Origin of the sequence: uncultured Mailhella sp. (genome assembly GCF_944324615.1) — a bacterium.
GTDB lineage: Bacteria > Desulfobacterota > Desulfovibrionia > Desulfovibrionales > Desulfovibrionaceae > Mailhella.
Map to the genome: position 1 here is coordinate 1 of NZ_CALUWY010000048.1, position 21,217 is coordinate 21,217.

Sequence of the window (21,217 nt, forward strand, 5' to 3'; positions counted from 1 at the left end):
TGGCTGGGCTACAAGGACTCGAACCTTGATTATCGGAGCCAGAATCCGACGTCCTGCCAATTGAACGATAGCCCATCGGTGAAAGAGAGATACCAGAATCCCCGAAGATGTCAACCATTGTCCGACCTGAAAATATAACTTTTCGCCCTCAGGCGGGAACCTGCCCGCTTCAGCTCCGCCCAAAGGCGCTTTTTTCCGTCTGCTGAAGAAGCTTCCCCCCTGCCGCCGTGCTTCCGCAGGCGGAGCGCTGAGGGACTTTCCGCCAAGCCCGGCAAGGAGACAGTATCGTCTCCGGCGAAGATGTCGGATCATGCATGTTCTTCAAAACAGCCCTCCCCGTACCGTCATGCAGCATACGGTCAGACAGGCAGGCGCCGGAACAGCATCCTTCATGACCTAAGGCATGGCCCCCCGGGAAGGCCGGAAAGCATGCGTGCTCCACCGCCCTCCCGGCCAAAGACGCATCTTTAAAAACAGTCCTGTTTCTGCATACAGGCACAGCCCGGAATCTGCCCCGGCAAACGCCGGGGAACTTCGGCATCGCTCTGCAGAAAGGCAGAGGTTTCCGCACGGAACAAGGCCGCTCCGCCGATACCGGGCCCCTTCTCCCTCTTCCGGGATCTCGAAAGAGTCACACCTCATCCCGGGAATATCCCTCCGCTTCCAAGAGAACCGGGCAAGAATGCCGGAGTATTGTATCTATGCCCCGCAACGGGGGCCGCGCTATACGAAAAACATGAAAAACGTCAACCACAGGAATGCTGCACATGACGCATGATACCGGAAAAGCGCCTGTCCTGCTCCGGGCTTTCTCTCTAAACAACGCTCCGTACTGCCCGGAAGGCACATTCTGAAAGCCATGGAGCCGCCCTTGTCGCAGGATGCGCCGGTCCGCTATGGCCGCATCTGTCGGCCTGTGCCGCCGAAGCGACCGACGGCCGCATTTTCATTGTCTTTTTCTCCCGTACGGGAAATAGCCGCGAAGTTGCCGGACAGATTCCTACGCGCGTCGGCGGCGACATGCCGGAACTGAAAACGGCGCATGCGTCCCCCGAAGCCTGCAGAGCCACGACGGCACAGGCGAAACGGGAACAGGAAGGGCATTTCCGTCCTCACGGCGGACGTGGAAAGCGTGCAGCCTTATGATGTCATCTTCATCGGCTACCCGAACTGGTGGGGCACCATGCCCATGGCGCTGTTCACGTTTCTGGAAAAGCATGACGTTGCCGGAAAGACGCTGGTTCCCTTCTGCACCCATGAAGGGAGCGCTCTGGGACGCGGCCCGCGCGATATTGCCGGTCTGTGCCCGGAAGCCCGCGTGCTGGAAGGCCTTGCCGTGCGCGGTTCCGACGCTTCAGAAGCGCAAAAGGATGTGGATACATGGCTTCGGCGCATCGGATTGCTCAGGTAACGCGTCATAAGTGTGGAGTGCGCCGGAAACGGTGCCCCTGCAGGGCATGAACTGTGAGGCGCTGCATCCGGCTCCCATGAGCGCAGGATCATGTCGCCGATTCCTTAGGCCCGCCCTTTAACCAAAGCTATGCGTTTTTCTGCCCGGCCTGCAGAAAAAACCTGCATAACAGGAACCTCCTTCCAGAGAAGACATTATGAAACAACGAATACTGAACGACCATATTTCCGTTTCCGCCATCGGCCTCGGCTGCATGGGCATGGATCATGCCTACGGCAGACCCGCCGCACGAAAGGACATGATCGCCCTGCTCCGGCATGCCGTGGAACTGGGGTGCACCTTCTTTGATACCGCCGTGGTCTACGGAACCGCCAATGAGGAACTGCTGGGGGAAGCGTTCGCCCCCATGCGGAACAAGGTGGTACTGGCAACCAAGTTCGGCATTGTCGGCCAGCGCATCGAAAACGGCAAGCCGGTCAATCTGCTGGACAGCCGGCCCGCCTCCATACGTCGGCAGGTGGAAGATTCCCTGCGCAGGCTCAGAACCGACCGTATCGACCTTTACTATCAGCACCGCACCGATCCCTCCGTTGAACCGGAAACCGTGGCGGAAACCATGAACGCACTCATGAAGGAAGGCAAGATACGCGCCTGGGGGCTTTCCAACGCTTCCGTGGACTACATGAAGCGCGCACATGCCGTCTGCCCTCTGGCCGCGGTGGAAAACCAGTATTCCATGATGTGGCGGGAGCCGGAGCACGGGCTGTTTGATCTGTGCGAAGCCATGGATATTGCCTTTGTTGCCTACAGCCCGCTGGGCAACGGCTTTCTGAGCGGACGATTCACCCGGGACAGCACCTATAAGGAGGGCGACTTCCGCTCCTTCATGGGACGATTCAGGCCCGATGTCATGCAGCGCAATCAGGCGCTGCTGGATCTCATCCGGGATACATCCCACAAAAGAGGCGCAACGCCCGCACAGCTGGTTCTTGCCTGGGAACTGGCTCAGCGCCCCTTCATCATTCCCATTCCCGGCACCACCAGCCTCCGGAGGCTGGAAGAGAATCTGGGCGCCGCCTCCATAGAGCTTGGCGACGAGGAGCTGAAGGCCCTCAACGCCGCTCTGGAGCACGTTGCCGTGGATGAAACGTATTTTTAGCCCGGCCGCGCGCACCTGCACAAAGGGGCTGTCCCTCCCGTGACATGGTGGAAGGGCAGCCCCGAAGGCCTGCACCGGGAAACACCATGCGGATCTGCTCCTGCCGCTTCCGCACGGTTTCCATGGCGTTCATGCCATGCTTTTTCCGCCTCTGCCGGCATCAGCGACGGCGCATGATGTCTCGCCGCGGAGGAGCACCGAACATTCTCTTGTACTCCCGGTTGAACTGCGTGGGGCTCTCGTAGCCGACGGCAATCCCTGCACTGGCGGCATCGGCATCTTCCATAAGCATAAGCCGCTGCGCTTCATACAGACGCAGGCGCTTATGATACTGCAGAGGGCTGAGCGTGGTCACTTCCTTGAAGTATTTGTGGAAGGTCGATGTGCCCATATTGACCCTGCGGGCCAGCTCCCTGACCTGAAGAGGCTCTCTGTAATTATCCCGCAGCCAGGCCACGGCATGGGCAATCTGATTGCCGTGGGTGCCTACGGTGCTGAACCTCCGCAGATTTCTTCCCAGAGGCCCCATAAAGAAGCGGTAGTGGATCTCGTAAATGATGCCGGGCGCAAGAAATGCCGTTTCTTCCGGGCGGTCCAGCAGTTCGGTCAGGCGCAGAAAGGCATTCAGAATATCGGGTGTCACGGAAGTGACGGCCACGCCTTTGTACAGTTCGCTCTCGGCGTCGGAAACGGGAGGAAGTTCCATGACCAGGCGCGAAATGATGCGGCTGTCCAGATCAAGCGAAACGGCAAGAAAAGGATGCTCAGGCGTTGCGCCTGAGGCAAAAAAGGAACTCGGCATATCCACGCTGACCACCAGACACTGATTTTCACCGTATATATATTCCTCATCCCCGACAACGGAACGCTTATTTCCCTGAACAACAAGCCCTACGGAAGGCTTGTAAAAGCAGTTTTCCACATAATCGTCGGATTCACGACGAGACATGAAGAAACCTTCCACCGAAGTGGCATATTTTCCAGGTTTCTGCATCCGCTTCATCAGCAGCTGCTTCAGTTCGCTGTTGTTCTTCGCCAGCTCCGCATATTCCGATTCAGACATATTCATAACTGTTCACCCGTCGCTCTCACGACATGTTCATCCGTCAGAAACACGCTTCTCTTTTTCCGTCTAGCACAGTTTCCCGGCCTTGAACAGGCAAGCAAGAGTATCAGGCAAGGATTAGCCGCAGATGCCGGAACAGGCCTCACTGGTCCGAAGCCTCCCTCAGCCCCTTTTCTCCGGCAGACGCCGCGCCCTCTTCCGAAAAAGCCCCTTTTCTGCCGGATGACCCGGAAGCATCCCCTGTCATGGCGGCATTTCTGCCGCCCACGGGCCGCAAAGAGCATCGGGCAATGATGCAAGAGAATCGTATCTACCAAAATACAGGGGCACCGCTATGCTTTCCGTACCAAAACGCCCCTCTTTCACGCCGCAAACCTGCCTTTTCCACGGCAGACGCCCCTTCCGAAGTTTTTCCGCCCCTTCCGGGCAGGTTCCCGGCGCAGCACAACCTTCTACCCGCTTCTCAACGTCTCACATACGGAGCAAAGCCATGCCTCATAGGATTCCAGGCGAAAGGCTGATCGCCTTTTTTTCCCGCAGGGGAAACAATTATGTGAACGGAACCATCGTCCATCTTTCCCGGGGAAACACGGAAATCATCGCGGAAAAACTGCAGCACCTGACAGGCGGAGAACTTTTCCGCCTGGAAACCGTGAATCCTTATCCCGAAGACTACCGGAAAACCACGGAAGCCGCCCGGAGGGAACTGCAGCAGCATATCCGCCCCGAACTGAAGGGCAAGATGCCGGACATGGAACAGTTCCGACTGATATTCCTCGGCTTCCCCAACTGGTGGGGCACCATGCCCATGGCGGTACAGGCCTTTATGGAACGGCACGACTTTTCCGGAAAGATCATTGCCCCCTTCTGCACCCATGAAGGAAGCGGCATGGGGCACAGTGAACACGACATAAGAATGCTCTGCCCCGGGGCAGAGGTACTGCCGGGCCTTGCCATCCGGGGCGGAAGCGTCCCCGGCGCCGACGGAGAACTGACCCGCCGGCTCCACAGGCTGAACCTCTGCTGAGTCCGGTTTTCTCCTCAAAAAAAGGAAGACATCATGATCGCTCTGGCCATCTGCGGAAGTCCAAGGAAAAACGGCAATACCGCCACCCTTCTCCGGGCTGCTCTCGAACCTCTCCGGCAGTCCGGCTGGGAAACCGAACTGTTTGAACTTGCCGGGAAAAAAATCACCGGCTGCCGTTCATGCGGTACCTGCATCCGGAAACGCAACGGGGAATGCGCCATTAAAAACGACCTGCTGCATGAGGAACTCTTTCCCAGAATGCTCAAAGCCGACGCCATTCTCATCGGCAGTCCCACCTACTTTGCCGGCATAACGCCCGAACTCAAGGCCGTCATCGACCGCGCCGGCTTCGTTGCCCTGGCCAACGGCGGAGTCTTTGCAGGAAAAATAGGCGCGGCTGTGGTGGCAGAGCGCCGCGGAGGGGCCATCCATGTGTATAACACCATCAATCACTTCTTTCTCATCAGTGAAATGCTGGTGCCCGGTTCAACCTACTGGAACCTGGGGTTCGGAACCATACCCGGTGAAGTCGCCCATGACAGGGAGGCCATGGAGAACATGAACCACCTCGGCAGGACCATTGCCTGGCTGGGGAACGCCGTTTCTTCCTGTACGCTGCCTTTTCCCGGAAGCGGCAAGAAAATCTCAAGGCCCGACGCCAGGGAAGACTGACCGCCTCCCCCCCTTCAGGACTGTGCCCGGAAGATCCGCCCCCGGGCGCTTTGCGCCATGCGCTTTCCGCACGTTTCTCCGAAGATACGCAGGGGCGGAACTCGCTCTCTCCAGAGGCCATACCGCCCGGCGCTGCGGGCACGGCAGAACACCGTAACTCCGGCCTCAGCAGGGCACGGCGGCCTCCCGCACGGGGAACACGCCTTTGCCGCACAGGAAAAGGGGCGGCCTTTCTGCCGCATAGAGCAGAAAGCGCCTCATTGCCCGGCCGCTTCCCCCGAAAACTTCTGACCATGAAAGGAAAGCGTATGCGCGTTCACTCCCGGCGTTCCTTTCTCAAGCGCGCTCTCATGCTCGCCCCTGCCGCTCTTCCCCTTTTCCCCGCAACGGCAGAGGCCTCGCCGCAGAGTACGGAGCTTGAGGGCGTAAGCGACCTTCATGTCCATCTCGAACCGGATATACGCCCAAGGTCGGACAACGCGCTGAACTATGTGCGGCTGTGCCGGCAGGCGAAGATGCGTTCCGTCCTTCTGAAGTCCCACATCTTTCCCACCTTTGATCTGGCCTACCTCATCAGACAGAGCGTCGACTTCGAGGTTTTCGGCGGCCTCTGCCTGAACAGGCAGTACGGAATCAGAGCCGGTGTCGAGGCGGTACGGGCGGCGTTGCAATGTTCAGGGCAATATCTTCGCTGCGTATGGCTTCCCACACTGGATGCCGTCCATCAGCGCGGCAGGGGCGGCATTCCCGTCCTGGATACATACGGCAGGGTACTGCCCGAAATCGTGTCCATCATGGAGCTGTGCGCGCAGGAAGACATCATGCTTGCTTCCGGCCACAGTTCCCCGGAAGAAAGCCTGATTCTGGCACGGAAGGCACGGGAAACAGGACTCACGAAGTTCGTCGTCACCCACGCCAATACCGCAGGCTGGACCCACAGCGCCGATCAGGTGAAGCGCTGTCTGGATGCCGGGGCGTGGATGGAATACGGCTACGGCTGGGAATTTCTGAGAAACGGTCAGGATGCCTCCCGGCCGTGCGACCGGCTGGTGAACTATATCCGCCTGGCGCCGGAACGGAGCTTCGTCATGACGGACATGGGTTCGCCCTCTCTTCCCCATCCGCTGACGGGCATGCGGCTGTGCGTGAGAAATCTGCGGGAAAGCGGGCTTTCTCCCGCACATCTTTCCCTGGTGCTGAAGGAAAATCCCGCCGCGCTCATGAAGCTGTCGTGACTTTCTTTCCGGCAATCTTTCCGTGAGGCATGCCCGCCCTTCGGTGGAGACGCACGCCCCTTTGCAACAACTCAGTAAACAAGGAGAACAGCATGAAGGATGTACTGATTCTGACCGGAGCCGGTCAGATAGGCATGGCCATTGCCCGCAGAACAGGCTACGGGAAAAAAATCGTCGTGGGCGACAGAAAAAAGGAAAACGCCCTTGCCGTGTGCACCATTCTGAATGAAGCGGGCTTCGACGCCGTTGCCGTGGAAACGGACATCTCCTCCCGGCAGTCCATCCTTGCCCTGCTGGATACGGCGCAGAGCTGCGGCGAAGTTTCCATGCTCGTCAATGCCGCCGGCGTATCCCCCAGTCAGGCTTCCATCGAAACCATACTCCGCGTGGACCTGTACGGTACCGCCGTTCTGCTTGAAGAAACGGGAAAGATCATCCGGGAAGGGGGCACCGGCGTCACCATTTCAAGCCAGTCCGGCCACAGAATGCCCGCGCTCGGCGCTGAGGCCGATGAACTGCTCGCCATGACTCCCACGGAAGAGCTGCTCGGGCTCGACCTCCTTCAGCCTGAAAACATCAGAGATACCCTGCACGCCTATCAGCTGGCAAAGCGCTGCAATGTGAAAAGGGTCATGGCCGAGGCCGTCCGCTGGGGCAACAGAAAGGCAAGAATCAACTCCATTTCGCCCGGCATCGTGGTGACGCCCCTGGCCATGGACGAATTCAACGGCCCGCGGGGGGATTTTTATAAAAACATGTTCGCCGCCTGTCCGGCAGGACGGCCCGGCACCGCTGATGAAATCGCCAATGTGGCCGAACTGCTCATGAGCGACCGGGGAGCCTTCATCACCGGTTCCGACTTCCTCATCGACGGCGGCGCGACGGCGTCCTATTTCTACGGGCCGCTCAGGCCGGAAAAATAACGACTTCCCTTTCAGGGCATCATGCCTCTTTCAGGCCGGTCAGTCCCATGACCGGCCTTATTTGTGCACTGGCCCATCAGGTTCCTGATGTCCGTATGCGGGGAGGCGCCGAACATGCGCTTATATTCAAAGCTGAACTGGGAGTAGCTTTCATACCCCACATCAAGGCCTGCCGAAACCGTATCCCTTTTTTCCTCCAGCATCAGCCTCCTGGCTTCAAACAGCCTGAGCTTCTTCTGATACTGCAAGGGCGTAATATGGAATACATGCTTAAAATTTCTGTAAAACGTCGATACCGCCATATTTGACATGGAAGCAAGATCATTCATGTCGATATGAAGCATATAATTGTTTTTCAGATAATCAACGGAAGCTTTAAGGTACTGTTTCCGCATGCTGTATATGAAATGATATATCATTTTTCTGTGCGGGTCCCAGAAAATTCTCCCGTAGATCTCGCGGATGATGACAGGCGCGAGTATGGGGATATCCCGGGGAGTATCAAGCAGCCTGATAAGGCGCAGAAAACTGTCCACAAGATATTCGTCCTCTCCGCTCATGACGATATCGGTGCTTTCCGTATGGCAGCCGTAGTCCTGTGGGAAAGAAGGCCGTGTGAGCTGGGAAAGCAGGTTCTTGTCGAGATCAATGGAAACGGCAAGGAAGGGTGTGCGTGACGAGCATCTTCCCACCAGGCAGGAGGTGGGGGTGCTGCAGTCCATCACAAGATACTGCCCCGCTCCATACTCATAGGAGGCATCTCCCACCTGTGAGCTCTTATCGCCCTGAACCACCATGCCGATGACGGAGTTGTGAAAGACATTCTCCATGCGATTGCCGGGTTCACGGCGACACAGCCCCACGCCCGGAATGGCCGTGGGGAACCTTCCCGCACGGGGCATACGCCTTTTCAGTTCTGTGCTCAACGCCTCAAGCTCTGCCGACATTGCCTTGTTCTCCATGTTTTCAAGCGGCATCCCGCCGATATTCTGCTGCTTTTTTCATCGCACACTTTTCTCAGCAATTCCATACGGCAAGAGAATCAGGCAATGATCAGAGAAAAATCCGTATATCATTTAATGGGGCGTCTTATAAAAAGGTTTCTGTATTGAACTGTTTTTCACAACATATTCAGGGAGATCCCGTCATGGATTGTGCTACGACCTTCAATCAGTTCATTCCCACGCAGATACTTTTCGGCAGAAATCAGCTCTCGAAGCTGCATGAACAGAACCTGCCGGGGAAAAAGGCCCTTCTCGTCATTTCCCGGGGAAAGTCCGCCCGGGCCAACGGCTATCTCGACAGAACACAGCAGCAGCTCCTTCTTGCGGGGGTGGAAAGCGTCGTGTTCGACAAGGTGGAATCCAACCCCACGAAGTCGACGGTCATGGAAGGAGGCCGCGCCGCACGCGAACATGCATGCGACTTCATCGTGGCCCTGGGCGGCGGCAGCTGCATCGACGCGGCCAAGGCCATTGCCGTCATGGCCACCAACGACGGCGACTTCTGGGATTATGTGGCCACGGGCACGGGCAAGGGAAAAAAGGTGAACTCGGACCCCCTCCCCATCGTTGCCATCACGACCACCGCAGGCACCGGTTCCGAAGCGGACCCCGGAGCCGTCATCAGCAATGAGGAAACACAGGAGAAAACCGGCTTCCGTCACCCGCTTCTCTTCCCCAGACTGGCCGTCGTCGATCCCGAGCTCATGCGCACGGTTCCCCCGTTCATGACCGCGTGTCAGGGCTTCGACGCCCTGTTCCACAGTGTGGAAGGCTATGTGTCCAACGGCGTCAACCTCATGAGCGACATGTACGCCATCACCGCCATCCGGAACATAGGCCGGTATCTGGCCCGGGCCGTCAAAAACGGCGACGACATGGAGGCCCGGGAACGGGTGGCCTTCGGAAACACCCTGTCCTCCACCGTCATGTGCGTGGGCAGATGCACCAGCGAACATGCCCTTGAGCATGCCATGTCGGCCTTCCATCCGGGCCTTCCTCACGGGGCGGGGCTGATCCTCATCAGCAAGGCATATTACACGCATCTCATCCGCAGGCATGTCTGCGACGACCGCTTCATCGCCATGGCCGAAGCCCTGGGCATGGAAAATGCCCGCGACCCCATGGACTTCATCACTGCGCTGGAAAATCTCCAGAAGGCCTGCTGTGTCGATCAGCTGAAAATGTCCGATTACGGCATCCGTCCTGAAGAATTCGCCGGGATGACGAAAAACGCCAGGGCCACGGCCGTGTATCTGTTCTCCTGTGACCGCATTGCCCTTACGGACGAAGACTGCACGGCCATTTACGAAGCATCCTTTGCATGATGCAACCCGCCATCAAGGAGAATACGTCATGTCCCGGTACCCGGAAGAACATACTCCCGTCATGAGCGATGCCGATACCATCCGGCAGTTGCAGAAAGGCATCTGCGACCTGCATGTCCACCTTGAACCGGATGTGCGCACACGTTCGGAAAATGCGCTGGATTATGTCAGAAAATGCGCGAAGGCAGGCATGGGAGCGGCCATTCTCAAATGTCACGACTTCTCCACCATGGATCTTGCCTGGCTGCTGCGGCAGGTGGAGCCTTCCTTCGAAGTGTTCGGCTCCGTGTGCATGAACTGGACGCACGGGCCGCGCGTCAACCCCGCAACGGTGCGTGCGGCACTTTCCTGCAGCGGTCATTACCTGCGCTGCGTGTGGCTGCCCACCCGGGCGGCCAGGTTTCAGTCCCCGGAAAACGGCATTCCCGTTCTGGACGAACAGGGGAAGGTGCTGCCGGAAGTCGTCGAGGTCATGGAGCTCTGTGCCGAAGCCGACATCATGCTCGCTTCCGGACACTGTTCCCCCGACGAATGCCTTGCCCTGGCCAGAAAGGCCCGTGAGGTCGGCGTGAAAAAATTCGTCGTCACGCATGCGGACACCGCCATGTGGACCCAGACCCATGAACAGGTCATGCGCTGCCTGGATGAAGACGCATGGATTGAATACGCCTACGGCTGGCATGTGCTGCAAAGCGACGTCACCAGCAGCGTGCCGTGCGGGATTCTTGCAGACTATATCCGGCTGGCTCCGGAAAAAAGCTTCGTCGTCAGCGACATGGGCATGGTGGAACTTCCTCAGCCTGCGGAGAGCATGCAGCAGTGCGTGCCCGATCTCCTCCGCTGCGGCCTCTCCCCCCGGGACATCTCCCTGGTTCTGAAGGAGAATCCCATGCGCCTTGTCCATACGGCCTGACCCGGCCGCTTCTCCGCCCTCATTCTGCGCCATGGGGCGCTTCACCCTCTTTTTCCCGTACCATCACTATGCGGAGGCTCGTCATGACACGGAAAACCTGCCTGCACTGGCTGATCACCCTTCTCATACCGGCACTCATCATGCTGATTCCGACTTCGGAACTCTTCACCCCCGCCATGCAGTCCATGTGTGCCGTCACCATGCTGGGCATGCTCATGCTCTGCTTCTCCCTCATGGATTCGGCCATCGTGGCCTTCATTCTCATGCTGGGCTATCTCGTCATCGGCATTCCTCAGAAAGTCGTATTCTCGGCCTGGCTCTCCGACATCCCCTGGCTGGTGCTCTTCTCCCTTCTCTTCGTCAACATCGTGAGCCGCACCTCGCTGCTGGACAAAATGGCCTACTCCGCGCTCAGCCGCTTCGGGTCCAGCTACATGGCCATCATGATGATCATCACTTCCCTGTCCATTGCGCTGCGCCTGATACTGCCGAGTTCCATGGGCTTCATGCTGGTGCTGACCTTCGCCTACGGGCTCTGCATGGCCCTTGACTACAAGGGTCGTCCTGCGGCAGGCCTGCTGCTCATGTCGCTCATTTCCTACAAGGACGCGAGCTTCTTCATCTATTCTCCCGACTTCATTGCCATTCTCTACGAAGCGGGAAGAACCATCGCGGGGCTCACCCCCTCCTACAGCGAATTTTTCATCAACAATGCGGTATTCGTCATCAACCTGTACCTCACCGCCTTCGGTCTGGCCCTCCTGTGCAGGCCCGAATCCGCACTTCCCGGAAAGGCCTTCTTTGCCGAAAAACTGTCCGCACTCGGCAGAACCACCGTTGATGAGAAAAAAATCATCGCCGTTCTGGTGGGCCTGCTCGTGTACATCTTCGCCTCTTCCTATATAGGTCTGCCCATACTCTGGGGCTTCATGCTCGCCCCCATCATCCTCTATCTGCCCGGTTTCAATATAGGCACCGCCAACGACATCAAGACCATCAACTACAATTCCCTGCTGTTCATCGCGGGCTGCATGGCCATAGGTTCGGCCGCCACGGCCACCAACGCAGGCAAGGCCCTTGCCCTGGGCATGCTCCCCGTGTTTGAAAGCATGAGCGCCCCGGTGTTCACCTTCGTCTGCTATGTCATGATGGTGCTGCTGAACTTCTTCATGACGCCTCTGGCCGCCATGGGGGCCTTCGCCGCTCCGCTCACGGAACTTGCCATGCAGCTCAACTTCAACCTCCATCCCATCTATCTTGCCGTGTTCAACGGGGTCTCCCAGGTTCTTCTTCCCCATGAAACGGCAACCTATCTCATCTGCTTCAGCTTCGGGTTGTTCAGTCTCAGAGATTTCATGATCGTTCTCGGTCTGAAAATGATCATTCAGACTCTCTTCCTGGTCACCTTCGGCTTCGGCTGGTGGACGCTCATGGGGCTGTTCTGATTTTCCCCCTCCCTTCCCCTGTGGACGGTCGGAAGGTGAAGCATGCTTCCCTTCCGACCTCTTTTTTCTGTCAGAAAAGCCTGCTGTCTGCCTTCGCCGCCGCAGAAGACAGACACAGGTACCGCCCGCCCTCTTCTCTCTTTCCAAAAGAAAACGACGCAGCCCCGGCCACTTTCTTCGCAGGGGGCGCTCCGTTCTCCGCCGCCATAAAAAAACACCTTTTCCAGGATGACGGGCGCCCTGAGCGCTCCGTTCCCACGAAAAGGTGTTGTTATCGAGTCTCTGTTCTGTGCTTCACCAGCTCAACGGCGGTGCCATTTCGTCCGCCCCGCCCTCCTCGACGAAGGACGGGAACACTCATACAGGAAAAACGACAATCCCCACGGCATGGAGCTCCGCAAAAGGAGCGCCTTCCCCGTACTGACCGAAACAGCGCCGGAAACCGGCGGGCGGTCCTGCATGACGGTTCCCTCTGCCGGGCATGAGGCCGTATGGCGGCCAAGATGCGGAAAGGGCCGCATGCTCCGCCTCTGCCGGCAGGCAGCACGTCATGCTGCGGAGCGGCTTCGTACCGATGCCGCTCCGCGGCAATGATCAGACATCGACATGATCGCTGAGGCCGAGCTGCACTTTCAGGACAGTGTCACGGAAAAGATTTTCGAGCCCCGTCACATGTTTTGTCTTGAATCCGGCAAGACCTGTATTCATGCGCTGCATCTCAAAGTTGCCGCCATTAATGGCAACCTGGTGGAGTATACGCCGATCCATATTGGTGCGCGGTCCTGCGAGCGGGGGAAGCGTGCCGCCTCTCTCGTGTATCTGCAATGCCAGAGTCTTGCAGGCCACGTCCATCTGACCGGTGCGGTCCTTGCCGCTCTTGCAGTTGAACAGCGGCATCATGCCCATGGCATGCCCCAGCATGGCCAGACGGGCGGGCAGACGGTAGGGATCCTCCCCTGTCTTTTTATAGTCCCCGCTCTCCCACAGTTCTATGATCTGACTGCGCAGAGCGGTGATCAGGTTCCTGTCCTGGGCGGAGACATGGGGCTGGCTGAGATACTGTCCCACCATGCCGCCCTGCCAGTTGGGAGCCGAGCCGAAAAGCTGGGCCATGGCCTGGCTGTTGTAGCGGTTTGAAAAGCTCCAGCTGAAGAAAAGGCCTTTTGTCGAATTCTGCGCCCCGGCATTGACGCCGAAGTTGAATGCGACCACGTTCGGGCGTACCGTGACCATCTTGGTCCCGTTGGCGGTAGGCACGGGGATCTGGCATACACCTCCCGGGCAGGACTCCAGCCACGCGTTGCACTGTTCCCGGAGGTGGTTTCTTTCCGCGCTCCCCCCGAATCTGCGGAAGAAGTCAGGGGTAAGCAGGCTGGTGGAAAGCAGCGGCAGGTCGATGACGGTCCCCGGCTGCGCGGCCTGCGCCTGCCGCAGCAGTGCGGGGGAACTCTGCAGGGCAGCGGTAAAAATCTCCAGGGCGCGGGCGTTGTTGGCCTGTCTGCGCGCTGCCGGATCCTTGATCGTGTACGCACTGTTGACGCCGTGACGAATCCCCTGGAACAGCGTTGTTCCGCCGACGCTTACTTCCGTACAGGCAAGATTGACCGCATGCCGTGCCTGCCCTCTGTCCCCGCAGGAGACGCCCTGCAGGTTATCCTGGGCCATGCTCTGAGCGATGGTGCCGATATGCCGGGCGGGCGTGATGGTGGATGTTGCCGTCACACTTCTGCCTGCCTGCCCTAAATACTGCATGTCACGCTGAATGACGTTCCACTGCTGACTGTTGAGTTCCTCAACATGCGACTTCTTGAACTCCCTGGCCACTGAACCCTTACTCTGGTCCGGGACAATCCGGCGCAACTCCTTGCATAACTTGCCGGGAAGGTCATCAAAAGTCTTCATAAGTTCTTTGGTTACCTCTGCTCCGTCATCCAGTCCCTGCAGCTCGGGCGGGGCATTCCTGCGACCCTGCACACTGGTCCGCAGGGTATTGAGGTCGTTCAGCTGGCGGTTCAGATCCGCCGTCTTCGCAGGATCAGCATTGGGCAGTTCCTGATTGATCCTGGCGATCTGCTTGTCGATGAGCCTCTCATACGCCCCATAGATCAGCTGAACGGCAGTGCGGACATTCTTGCAGCTGAAGGGATTCTGCTCACTCTGGGCAACAAGAATATCCCCCTTGGAAGCCAGTTCTCCGATGAGGCCGTTCAATAAGCCCGACAGCTGGGGCAGTCCCTGCGCACCCTGAGGCTGCTGTTTTTCAAACTCCGTCAGTCGGTCCCGTATCTGAACGAGCTGCTCCCGGACAGAGGCCAGAAAGTTCACTGCATGCATCAGAGTCTCATTATCGACGAAATCCCCGTTCAGAACGCCGACGGCCTTTCTCACGAGGCTCATAAAATCCTCTTCGCTGACACCGAGTTGCCCAAGCTCCCCGCTGAGTGCCGATCTGAACATGGCGTTCTGGGAAAAAACCTTCAGCCTGTCGTCGATGTAGCGGACATTGTGCCGTGTGGCCGCATCCAGCAGACTCGCCAGATTCGCACTGGTGAAACGTGCCCCCTTCAGGCTCTTCTCTCCGATATACTTGTTGAAGAGCGTATTGCCCAGAGTCTTGCCGCAGTGAAGGCATATGCTGGTGCGCACGCGTTCGGCCGCGGCTATGCTGTTCTTCTTTTCTTCAAGGCGCCGGAAAATCTGCCAGAAATGTGTCCTGGCCGTAGAGGTGGTGAGCTTGTTCTGCTGATCAAGGCAGACAAAGCCTCCCTGGGGCTGGATGACCGCCCGGAGCTGTGCCATGGAGTCCATGATGGGCATATTCTCCTCCTATACCTTGAGATAAAACTGCTCTTCGTTCTCCATAACCTCGTCGCCAAGGCTTGAGAAAATCTGTTCCCAGAACCCCATCAGGATAACAAAGGACTGCAGGAATGCACTGAATTTTTCCACCGTGGCCTGTTCCGGCAGCCACATCTGCTGCAGAAGAACCGTGTCGGTTTCCGGGGCAAGGGTGATGGTGGCTCCCTTGGTATCCTGCCACATGAGGTTGGCCGTCAGAAGCTCGCGCATCTCTCGCCGGGACACTTCCTCATCCTCGGAAAGGGTGCCTATGCTGCCGAGGACGATGAACGTTCCCTGCTCATCGTCAAAGCGGATATGCACCACATGTTCATCCGCAGAAACAAGCAGGCAGTAATTGTCCTCATCAAGCTGCATGGGTTCCAGCTCTTCCTGAAGGGAAAATTCTTTAAGAAGCGCATTGGCTGTTTCGTAGCTTATCACGGTGTCCTCCTTTTTACCTGTATGCTGAAATCAGGGGGCATCCCGCACGGGTGCCCGCAGGGTACTCTCTGCAGAATGTCGGAAGATCGACAACAATATTGGCAGCTGCAGCCGTGTACACAGGAAGAGATGCAAATTCCATGCCAATATTCCCTCCGGCTGACGTCACGATCTCGCATGCCCTCCGTCCGCAAGGTCTGTACGGAACCTGCCCCGCAGCAGCCGCACGGCACTCCGCATCAGCGCAGAACGGATATTCTCTGCACAAATGAGAACATTCTCATATATATGAGAAAATAACCTCTTTCTGCGTAAAGGGCAACATGCTGTCCCATCCGCTGTTCGACGGCAGAAAAAAGAAACACGGTATGTCACAATCAGCATATTTTCTTGTTTTTCTGCATGATTTTTATAAAAGACCGGCACACATCCATCCGACAGGCCGCATTGTTCTGCGCATATATTCGGAAAAACGGCATACATGAGGTCATCAGCATCCGTCATGATCCTTTTCCCGTTCGGAAAACAGACATGCCGCCTTTCTTCCCCTGCCCTCACGGGGCGTACGCATCATGTTTCGGATAAAGGCAGGATGTTCTGTGCAGAAGAGCGCTCCGCCCTCCCGTGCGCCATCTTCCCGGAATGCCTGAGGAAGATTCCGGAAAACAAGGTACCGTATCACCGGCAGGGAAAGCGACTCCCGGCTCCTCATGCCTGCCCTGCTCCGGCTCACCTTCCGGGCGCGGGAACACGGCTGCAAAAGTGTTCCATGCACAGCCACCTGCCGCCTCCCTACCGGCTCTGCCCGACGCGCAGAATCCGCCCTCCTTCCGGCAGAGGAAGCGGATCATGCGCCCGCAGGTAGGCTTCCACCACATCCACGTCGATGGGATCAGGCGAAGCAAGCACGCTGCCCTCCTTCAGCACTTCATATCCGTCGCCGCCGCCGGCAAGGTAACTGGGAACCATGACACCGTAGCGGGCCTTCAGATCAAGCGGAGTGACGCCGCCCTTCTCGTCCACCACATCCACGCGCAGAACACGGCTTCCCGCAGGACGCCGTCCGTCCACGGTATAGCGCAGGCCCGCCACCTGCAGAAGGCGCGGCCCCCCGGCCCCCTCAGCGGATACGCCGTGTTCCAGCGCTTCCCACAGCTGTTCGCCGCTGTACTCGCGTATCACCATCATGTTGCCGAAAGGATGAATCGTCAAAAGATCCCCCCGCGTGATGCGGCCCTCGGGCAGGGCGGCACGGATGGCTCCCCCGTTGCAGACGGCGATGACGGCTCCGTACGGTCGGGCAAAGGAGAGCATGGCATCCACCGTCACCATGCCGCTCAGACAGTCCCCTTCCCGGCAGGCATCCATGCCGTCGGGCATGCGGCCTGAGGCTCTGCTGCCCACCACATCGCTGCGGAAGGATTCCAGCGTGGCCGTGTACTTGTCGATCAGCGCGCTGACGGCAGGCATGGTCGGATCTTCCTTCTCAAGTTCCCGCAATCCGCCGCTCCAGGAAACGGGAACCCCCTCTCCGTCAAAATCGACCTTCAGTTCACCAAGATACTGCGTGGCCCTTCTGGCCGTCACCACCAGCACGGGCTGACCAGATGGCGAGTGCTCCACCACGGGGTAGGACCCCTCCCCGGAATCCGGCCCCAGATAGCTGTGCGTATGGCCGCCCACGATCACATCCACCCCGTCCACGGAGCGGGCCAGCTCCCTGTCTGCAGGCAGGCCCAGATGGGTGAGCGCCACGATATGCCGCACGCCCTGCGCTTCCAGCTCCTTCACCGCGCGCCGCAGGGCGGTGACGGAATCGAGAAAGCGGGTCTTGTCGCAGGCGGAGGAAAGTGCGCTTTCGTTGTTGGCCAGCCCGATGATGCCCACGCGCCGCCCCCGTATTTCGCGCACGACATAGGGCTCAATCCGGCTCTTCAGAAGCGGGCACCCCTTTTCCGGTACAAGGTTGGCCGCCACCACGGGAAAGGGCAGCTCTTCCAGAAAGCGCGAAAGTTCAAGGCAGCCTTCGTCAAATTCATGATTGCCCAGCGTCATGGCATCATAGGGCATGAAACTGTCCATATCCGCCAGCATGGGCCACTTGTTCACGCTGTAATAGAGCGTTCCCTGAAACTGATCCCCGGCATCCAGCGCCAGAACATTGTCCGCCCCGGCCCGGGCCCGGCGGACGGCTTCCGCAATGCGGCCGTAGCCGCCCCGGCTTTCCGCTTCCGAAAAGGCGGCGTTGCCGTATTTGTCGATGCCCGTCACATGGGCGTGCGTATCGTTCACATGCAGGATGACCAGTTCAAGGCCGTCCTGCGCACTCTCCCGCGCCTGATGCCGCGCGCAGCCGGGCAGAAGCAGCCCGAGACTCAGAATGCAGGCAAGGGTCGTCCTCAGAAGAAAACGATACGTTCCGTTGCAGTGATATGTTCCGTTCATGGATATCCTCCGGCGGGCAGGGAATGTTTCCCCTTGCTTTAACCAGTCAGGGACACGGGCGCAACCGCAACAGTCCCGGAGCACAGGGCACGAACTGCCCCCGTGCGTATGCGTTTTCCGCGAAGTACGTTCCGGGGGCCTTTCCCAGGAGACGCCACATGATCCGGCAAGTAAAATGGGGGCCCACCGGCATAGCCGGTGGTTCCTCTTATGCGCCTGTAAGGCTCTCTTACCAGCCGCGCCCTAACAGGCGCATGTACGATCTGACATCTGCATTTCTGTTACCGGCGGCCCGTAAACGGGCTTCCGCCATACGGGATGCCCAACTGTTCTCCGAATGTATCCTCAGCCAGCTGATGCCTGATGTACTCGGCTATCTTTGCCTTATTCTTGCCCACCGTATCACCATAGTAACCTCGGCACCAGAACTCCCGATTACGATATTTGAACTTCAGCTCACCGAACTGCTCATATATCATCAGGCTGCTCTTTCCTTCCAAATATCCGACAAACGCCGATACACTCATCTTGGGCGGTATCTCTAGCAACATATGGATATGGTCGGGACAACATTCTGCTTCTACTATGCTCACTCCCTTCCACTCACATAATTTTCGCAATATTTCTCCTATGGCCCTTTTCTTCTCTCCATAGAAAACCTGTCGGCGATATTTTGGTGCAAAGACTATGTGATATTTGCAGTTCCATTGCGTATGCGCCAACTTCTTTGTGTCACCCATTGTGACCTCCTTTTGATTTGCTTGTGGGCGCAGTTGCCAGACCGCACCTCCTTCTTAGCAAATCAAAAGGAGTGGTTATCACTTACGCATAACTATAAGTTTTCGGGAACCCCCAGCCTAGCTGGGGGTTTTCTTTTTAACCAAAAATGGGGCGTATATGCTGACATATACGCCCCTGAATGATGTTATGCGATGTGCCTTCTCAGATACGCAGCAGCTAGAAGCTGTAGCGCAGGCCCACGGTACCGCGCCATTCTTCATCAATGAAGGCGCCTTCCGTGCGTTCCACGTCGGCCCAGGCATAGACGGCGTCCGTCAGACGGATATTGGCGCCGATACCGTATTCAAACCAGGTATCCTCGCCGTCCAGCCTGTAGGTATTGGTCATGCCGTTGATATGGCCCGCGATTCTGGCATCACCCAGGAACTGCTGCACCACGGAGGCCCGGGCGTAGACATCGCCCCTGTCGTCGGGGAGTCTGAAACCGGCGGCAATGCCTGCCCGGCCGATGAGACTGTCCGTATCATCGATGTCATAGCGGGCGGAGCCGAGGCCGAATCTGTCGCCTTCAATGTAGGTATAGGCAAGCTCCAGCTGCGGTTCAACATAGAACCGTTTGCTCAGATCGAAACGCCAGCCCGCTTCGCCGGAGAGAGAGGCCACGAAGTTGTCCAGCGTACCCTTATCCCCCTGGACCTTCATGTCGGTGCTGAAGGTTCCGATGCGTCCCACGATATCGGTATAGAATCCGTTTCCGGCCATCCACACGCCATAACCGGCAAGGGCCAGGCCTTCCATGTCGGAGGTGCCGCGACTGTACTCGACGTCGCCATAGGTGAAGCTCGCGGCAAGACCGAGACGAACATTCTCTCCCACGGCGGTATCCGCACCCAGCTGAGCGGTATGGAAATCGTTGGTCAGACTGCCGCCCTTGAGCCGGCCGCCGTCCCAGCGGAACCACAGGCCATGTTCTCCGTTGGCGGAACGCAGATCGCCCATTCTCTTGCGCAGATCATTGGTCAGAATGCGGTCAATGGTGGCTGTGGAAACGGCTGCCTGTTCCAGAGCCGCCGTCAGCACCCTGTTTTCGTGCCTGGTGATCGTGCCGTCGGGGTTAATGGTCAGCCCACCGTTGACCAGTCCCTCGTCCACGTTGCCGGTCACGGCAAGCTGTCCGTCCGTGGACGAAACGCCATGCACAAGGGAAACAGCCTCGTCGGTCGTAAGATCATCCGACGTTACTCCCGTGAGCTTGACATCAAGGGCAGAGTCCGTTGCCGTTGCGGCGGTCAGGGTACCGGTCTGCTGGAGGGCATCAGGCTTGACGGCCATATTGACCGTACCCTTGCCCGTCAGTGTTTCGACCTTGACATTCACGTCAGTGTTCAGGTCGATGACACCGTTGTTCAGGTTCAGATTGTTGATCGGGGCATAGGCTACGCCTTCCGAATCCCGATTGCCGCTTTCGGTGACGACAGTGGGAGTCCAGGTGGCGCCGTTTGCAAGATTCAGCGTCATCCCGGTGATCTTGCTGTTCGTATCATTGAGTGCGACGTCCCAGTCGAGTCTGGTATTGCCTGTCCACCAGGAATCGGCATTGGTCAGATTGACGGTTACCGCCGAGTCGGCGGTCGTATTGCTGCTCGTGACGTCGAATACGATATCTCCCTTCAGCTGCACGGTACCGCTTTGTTTCGTGTTGATATTGACGACGGAATTGCCATTCGTGGCCAGTACGCCGCCGGTACCATTCTGGGTGTTGACATAGAGATTGCCGTCGACGTTGATCACGCCCTGGGTAAACGCCCCCAGAGCAAAGGCATTCTGCCCCTGACTCCCGTCACTCGCATCGATGAAGGCCTGACCCGCATTGATGTTAATGGTCGCCTTATCCTCAGAAGCAGCCTCGGTGTCGGTCTGTGCAAAAAGACCATAGGCGCTGCTGTCCGAGGAGTAAGCCTTCACGGTCAGCGTATCGGCGTAAATGTTGATATTACCGCCCTTTGCGGGGCTGGATGCCCCGGAAGAAGTTCCAACGCCCGTGGCAGATACCGTTGCAGTAGCACCGGTATTCGACATATCAGCTGTGATGGTTTGTACATAGTGATCCACAGTTCCGAGGTTGAGCTGCGGGCGGTAAACAGTGGAACTGCCTTCCGCCGAGAGAGCTCGTGCCACAATATTCTGATCTTGTGTATCCGCAGAGCTCTTGAGATCGATAATCTTACTGGTATACGTGAGGGTGGCATTCTTCTTAGCGTCAGCCGGACTGCGCACTGATATAATCAGACTGTCATTATTGATGCCGTCCTGCCCAGGGTAGTACATATCAGAGTCGTTGGAGTTACTTCCCCCCCCGACGTATCAATCAGAGGGTTGCCGGACGCCGTGCAGAGCAGCAGAGGGACAAGCGCCAGTGCGCCGAGCAGACTGCCAAGGCGGCATCTGGTCAGAACCGCCCTGCGGCGTCTGACAGGATTGGTGATCAATTCTCTAGGCTCAGGACTCATTAATTGCCAAAAGGGTAAAAAGTTCTTATTGTCGGCATAGGGAGGATGCCATGAAGGAA

16 protein-coding genes and 1 tRNA gene are annotated in these 21,217 nt (G+C 57.9%); 9 read left to right on the top strand and 8 right to left on the bottom strand.

All coding sequences use genetic code 11. The features are described 5' to 3' along the window. Window positions 1-75, bottom strand: a tRNA-Gln gene (locus Q0K07_RS09620). Window positions 76-1,132: 1,057 nt separating this feature from the next. Between Q0K07_RS09620 and Q0K07_RS09625 the strand changes: the two genes are divergently transcribed. Next, window positions 1,133-1,411, top strand: coding sequence for a flavodoxin (locus Q0K07_RS09625; protein WP_294558791.1), 279 nt, complete (start codon window positions 1,133-1,135; stop codon window positions 1,409-1,411). A gap of 196 nt (window positions 1,412-1,607) precedes the next feature. After that, window positions 1,608-2,570, top strand: a complete 963-nt coding sequence (locus tag Q0K07_RS09630; RefSeq protein ID WP_294558793.1) for an aldo/keto reductase — start codon at window positions 1,608-1,610, stop codon at window positions 2,568-2,570. 160 nt (window positions 2,571-2,730) lie between these two features. On the opposite strand, the gene Q0K07_RS09635 is transcribed toward Q0K07_RS09630, so the two are convergent. Then, the gene (locus Q0K07_RS09635; protein ID WP_294558801.1) at window positions 2,731-3,639 is read right to left on the bottom strand and encodes an AraC family transcriptional regulator; all 909 of its coding nucleotides are present in this window, start codon (window positions 3,637-3,639) and stop codon (window positions 2,731-2,733) included. A gap of 487 nt (window positions 3,640-4,126) precedes the next feature. On the opposite strand from Q0K07_RS09635, the gene Q0K07_RS09640 reads away from it, so the two are divergent. The 4 genes from Q0K07_RS09640 to Q0K07_RS09655 all read left to right on the top strand — a co-directional run bounded on the left by Q0K07_RS09640 (window position 4,127) and on the right by Q0K07_RS09655 (window position 7,493). After that, window positions 4,127-4,663 carry a flavodoxin gene (locus Q0K07_RS09640; protein WP_294558802.1) on the top strand — a complete coding sequence of 179 codons (537 nt, stop codon included), beginning with the start codon at window positions 4,127-4,129 and terminating at the stop codon, window positions 4,661-4,663. A 33-nt stretch (window positions 4,664-4,696) separates the two neighbouring features. Continuing rightward, window positions 4,697-5,335, top strand: a complete 639-nt coding sequence (locus Q0K07_RS09645; protein ID WP_294558804.1) for a flavodoxin family protein — start codon at window positions 4,697-4,699, stop codon at window positions 5,333-5,335. A 308-nt stretch (window positions 5,336-5,643) separates the two neighbouring features. Beyond that, window positions 5,644-6,570 (top strand): DUF6282 family protein, encoded by a 927-nt coding sequence (locus Q0K07_RS09650; RefSeq protein WP_294558806.1) that lies wholly within the window; start codon window positions 5,644-5,646, stop codon window positions 6,568-6,570. Window positions 6,571-6,662: 92 nt separating this feature from the next. After that, window positions 6,663-7,493, top strand: a complete 831-nt coding sequence (locus Q0K07_RS09655) for an SDR family oxidoreductase (RefSeq protein ID WP_294558807.1) — start codon at window positions 6,663-6,665, stop codon at window positions 7,491-7,493. Window positions 7,494-7,504: 11 nt separating this feature from the next. Here Q0K07_RS09655 and Q0K07_RS09660 read toward each other — a convergent pair whose 3' ends face one another. Further along, entirely contained in the window at window positions 7,505-8,455 is a 951-nt protein-coding gene (locus Q0K07_RS09660) for an AraC family transcriptional regulator (RefSeq protein ID WP_294558808.1), read from the bottom strand. A 185-nt stretch (window positions 8,456-8,640) separates the two neighbouring features. Here Q0K07_RS09660 and Q0K07_RS09665 point away from each other — a divergent pair, with 185 nt between their 5' ends. From Q0K07_RS09665 to Q0K07_RS09675, 3 genes are all read left to right on the top strand, one after another. Continuing rightward, a complete protein-coding gene (locus tag Q0K07_RS09665; protein WP_294558809.1) occupies window positions 8,641-9,822 on the top strand; it encodes an iron-containing alcohol dehydrogenase in 1,182 nt (393 codons plus the stop codon). A gap of 28 nt (window positions 9,823-9,850) precedes the next feature. Next, the gene (locus Q0K07_RS09670; RefSeq protein WP_294558810.1) at window positions 9,851-10,735 is read left to right on the top strand and encodes a DUF6282 family protein; all 885 of its coding nucleotides are present in this window, start codon (window positions 9,851-9,853) and stop codon (window positions 10,733-10,735) included. A gap of 83 nt (window positions 10,736-10,818) precedes the next feature. Further along, entirely contained in the window at window positions 10,819-12,180 is a 1,362-nt protein-coding gene (locus Q0K07_RS09675; protein WP_294558811.1) for an anion permease, read from the top strand. Window positions 12,181-12,774: 594 nt separating this feature from the next. On the opposite strand, the gene Q0K07_RS09680 is transcribed toward Q0K07_RS09675, so the two are convergent. From Q0K07_RS09680 to Q0K07_RS09700, 5 genes are all read right to left on the bottom strand, one after another. After that, entirely contained in the window at window positions 12,775-14,997 is a 2,223-nt protein-coding gene (locus Q0K07_RS09680) for an inositol phosphate phosphatase SopB (protein ID WP_294558812.1), read from the bottom strand. Between the two features lie 9 nt (window positions 14,998-15,006). After that, window positions 15,007-15,462: a type III secretion system chaperone gene (locus Q0K07_RS09685; protein ID WP_294558813.1), complete on the bottom strand. Its 456-nt coding sequence runs from the start codon at window positions 15,460-15,462 to the stop codon at window positions 15,007-15,009. Between the two features lie 792 nt (window positions 15,463-16,254). Further along, on the bottom strand, window positions 16,255-17,907 hold the full coding sequence (locus Q0K07_RS09690) for a bifunctional metallophosphatase/5'-nucleotidase (RefSeq protein WP_294558814.1): 1,653 nt from the start codon (window positions 17,905-17,907) through the stop codon (window positions 16,255-16,257). Window positions 17,908-18,188: 281 nt separating this feature from the next. After that, complete coding sequence (gene tnpA / locus Q0K07_RS09695; protein ID WP_077073476.1) at window positions 18,189-18,647, bottom strand: IS200/IS605 family transposase; 459 nt, start codon at window positions 18,645-18,647, stop codon at window positions 18,189-18,191. 217 nt (window positions 18,648-18,864) lie between these two features. After that, the gene (locus tag Q0K07_RS09700; RefSeq protein ID WP_294558815.1) at window positions 18,865-20,439 is read right to left on the bottom strand and encodes an autotransporter outer membrane beta-barrel domain-containing protein; all 1,575 of its coding nucleotides are present in this window, start codon (window positions 20,437-20,439) and stop codon (window positions 18,865-18,867) included. Between the last annotated feature and the right edge of the window lie 778 nt (window positions 20,440-21,217).

Bases quoted from the DNA above. Each gene is read 5' to 3' on its own strand.
- Q0K07_RS09665 (WP_294558809.1), top strand. From the start codon at position 8,641: ATGGATTGTGCTACGACCTTCAATCAGTTCATTCCCACGCAGATACTT.
- Q0K07_RS09675 (WP_294558811.1), top strand. From the start codon at position 10,819: ATGACACGGAAAACCTGCCTGCACTGGCTGATCACCCTTCTCATACCG.
- Q0K07_RS09630 (WP_294558793.1), top strand. From the start codon at position 1,608: ATGAAACAACGAATACTGAACGACCATATTTCCGTTTCCGCCATCGGC.
- Q0K07_RS09680 (WP_294558812.1), bottom strand. From the start codon at position 14,997: ATGCCCATCATGGACTCCATGGCACAGCTCCGGGCGGTCATCCAGCCC.
- Q0K07_RS09670 (WP_294558810.1), top strand. From the start codon at position 9,851: ATGTCCCGGTACCCGGAAGAACATACTCCCGTCATGAGCGATGCCGAT.
- Q0K07_RS09690 (WP_294558814.1), bottom strand. From the start codon at position 17,907: ATGAACGGAACATATCACTGCAACGGAACGTATCGTTTTCTTCTGAGG.
- Q0K07_RS09645 (WP_294558804.1), top strand. From the start codon at position 4,697: ATGATCGCTCTGGCCATCTGCGGAAGTCCAAGGAAAAACGGCAATACC.
- Q0K07_RS09660 (WP_294558808.1), bottom strand. From the start codon at position 8,455: ATGGAGAACAAGGCAATGTCGGCAGAGCTTGAGGCGTTGAGCACAGAA.
- Q0K07_RS09655 (WP_294558807.1), top strand. From the start codon at position 6,663: ATGAAGGATGTACTGATTCTGACCGGAGCCGGTCAGATAGGCATGGCC.
- Q0K07_RS09640 (WP_294558802.1), top strand. From the start codon at position 4,127: ATGCCTCATAGGATTCCAGGCGAAAGGCTGATCGCCTTTTTTTCCCGC.
- Q0K07_RS09650 (WP_294558806.1), top strand. From the start codon at position 5,644: ATGCGCGTTCACTCCCGGCGTTCCTTTCTCAAGCGCGCTCTCATGCTC.
- tnpA (WP_077073476.1), bottom strand. From the start codon at position 18,647: ATGGGTGACACAAAGAAGTTGGCGCATACGCAATGGAACTGCAAATAT.
- Q0K07_RS09635 (WP_294558801.1), bottom strand. From the start codon at position 3,639: ATGAATATGTCTGAATCGGAATATGCGGAGCTGGCGAAGAACAACAGC.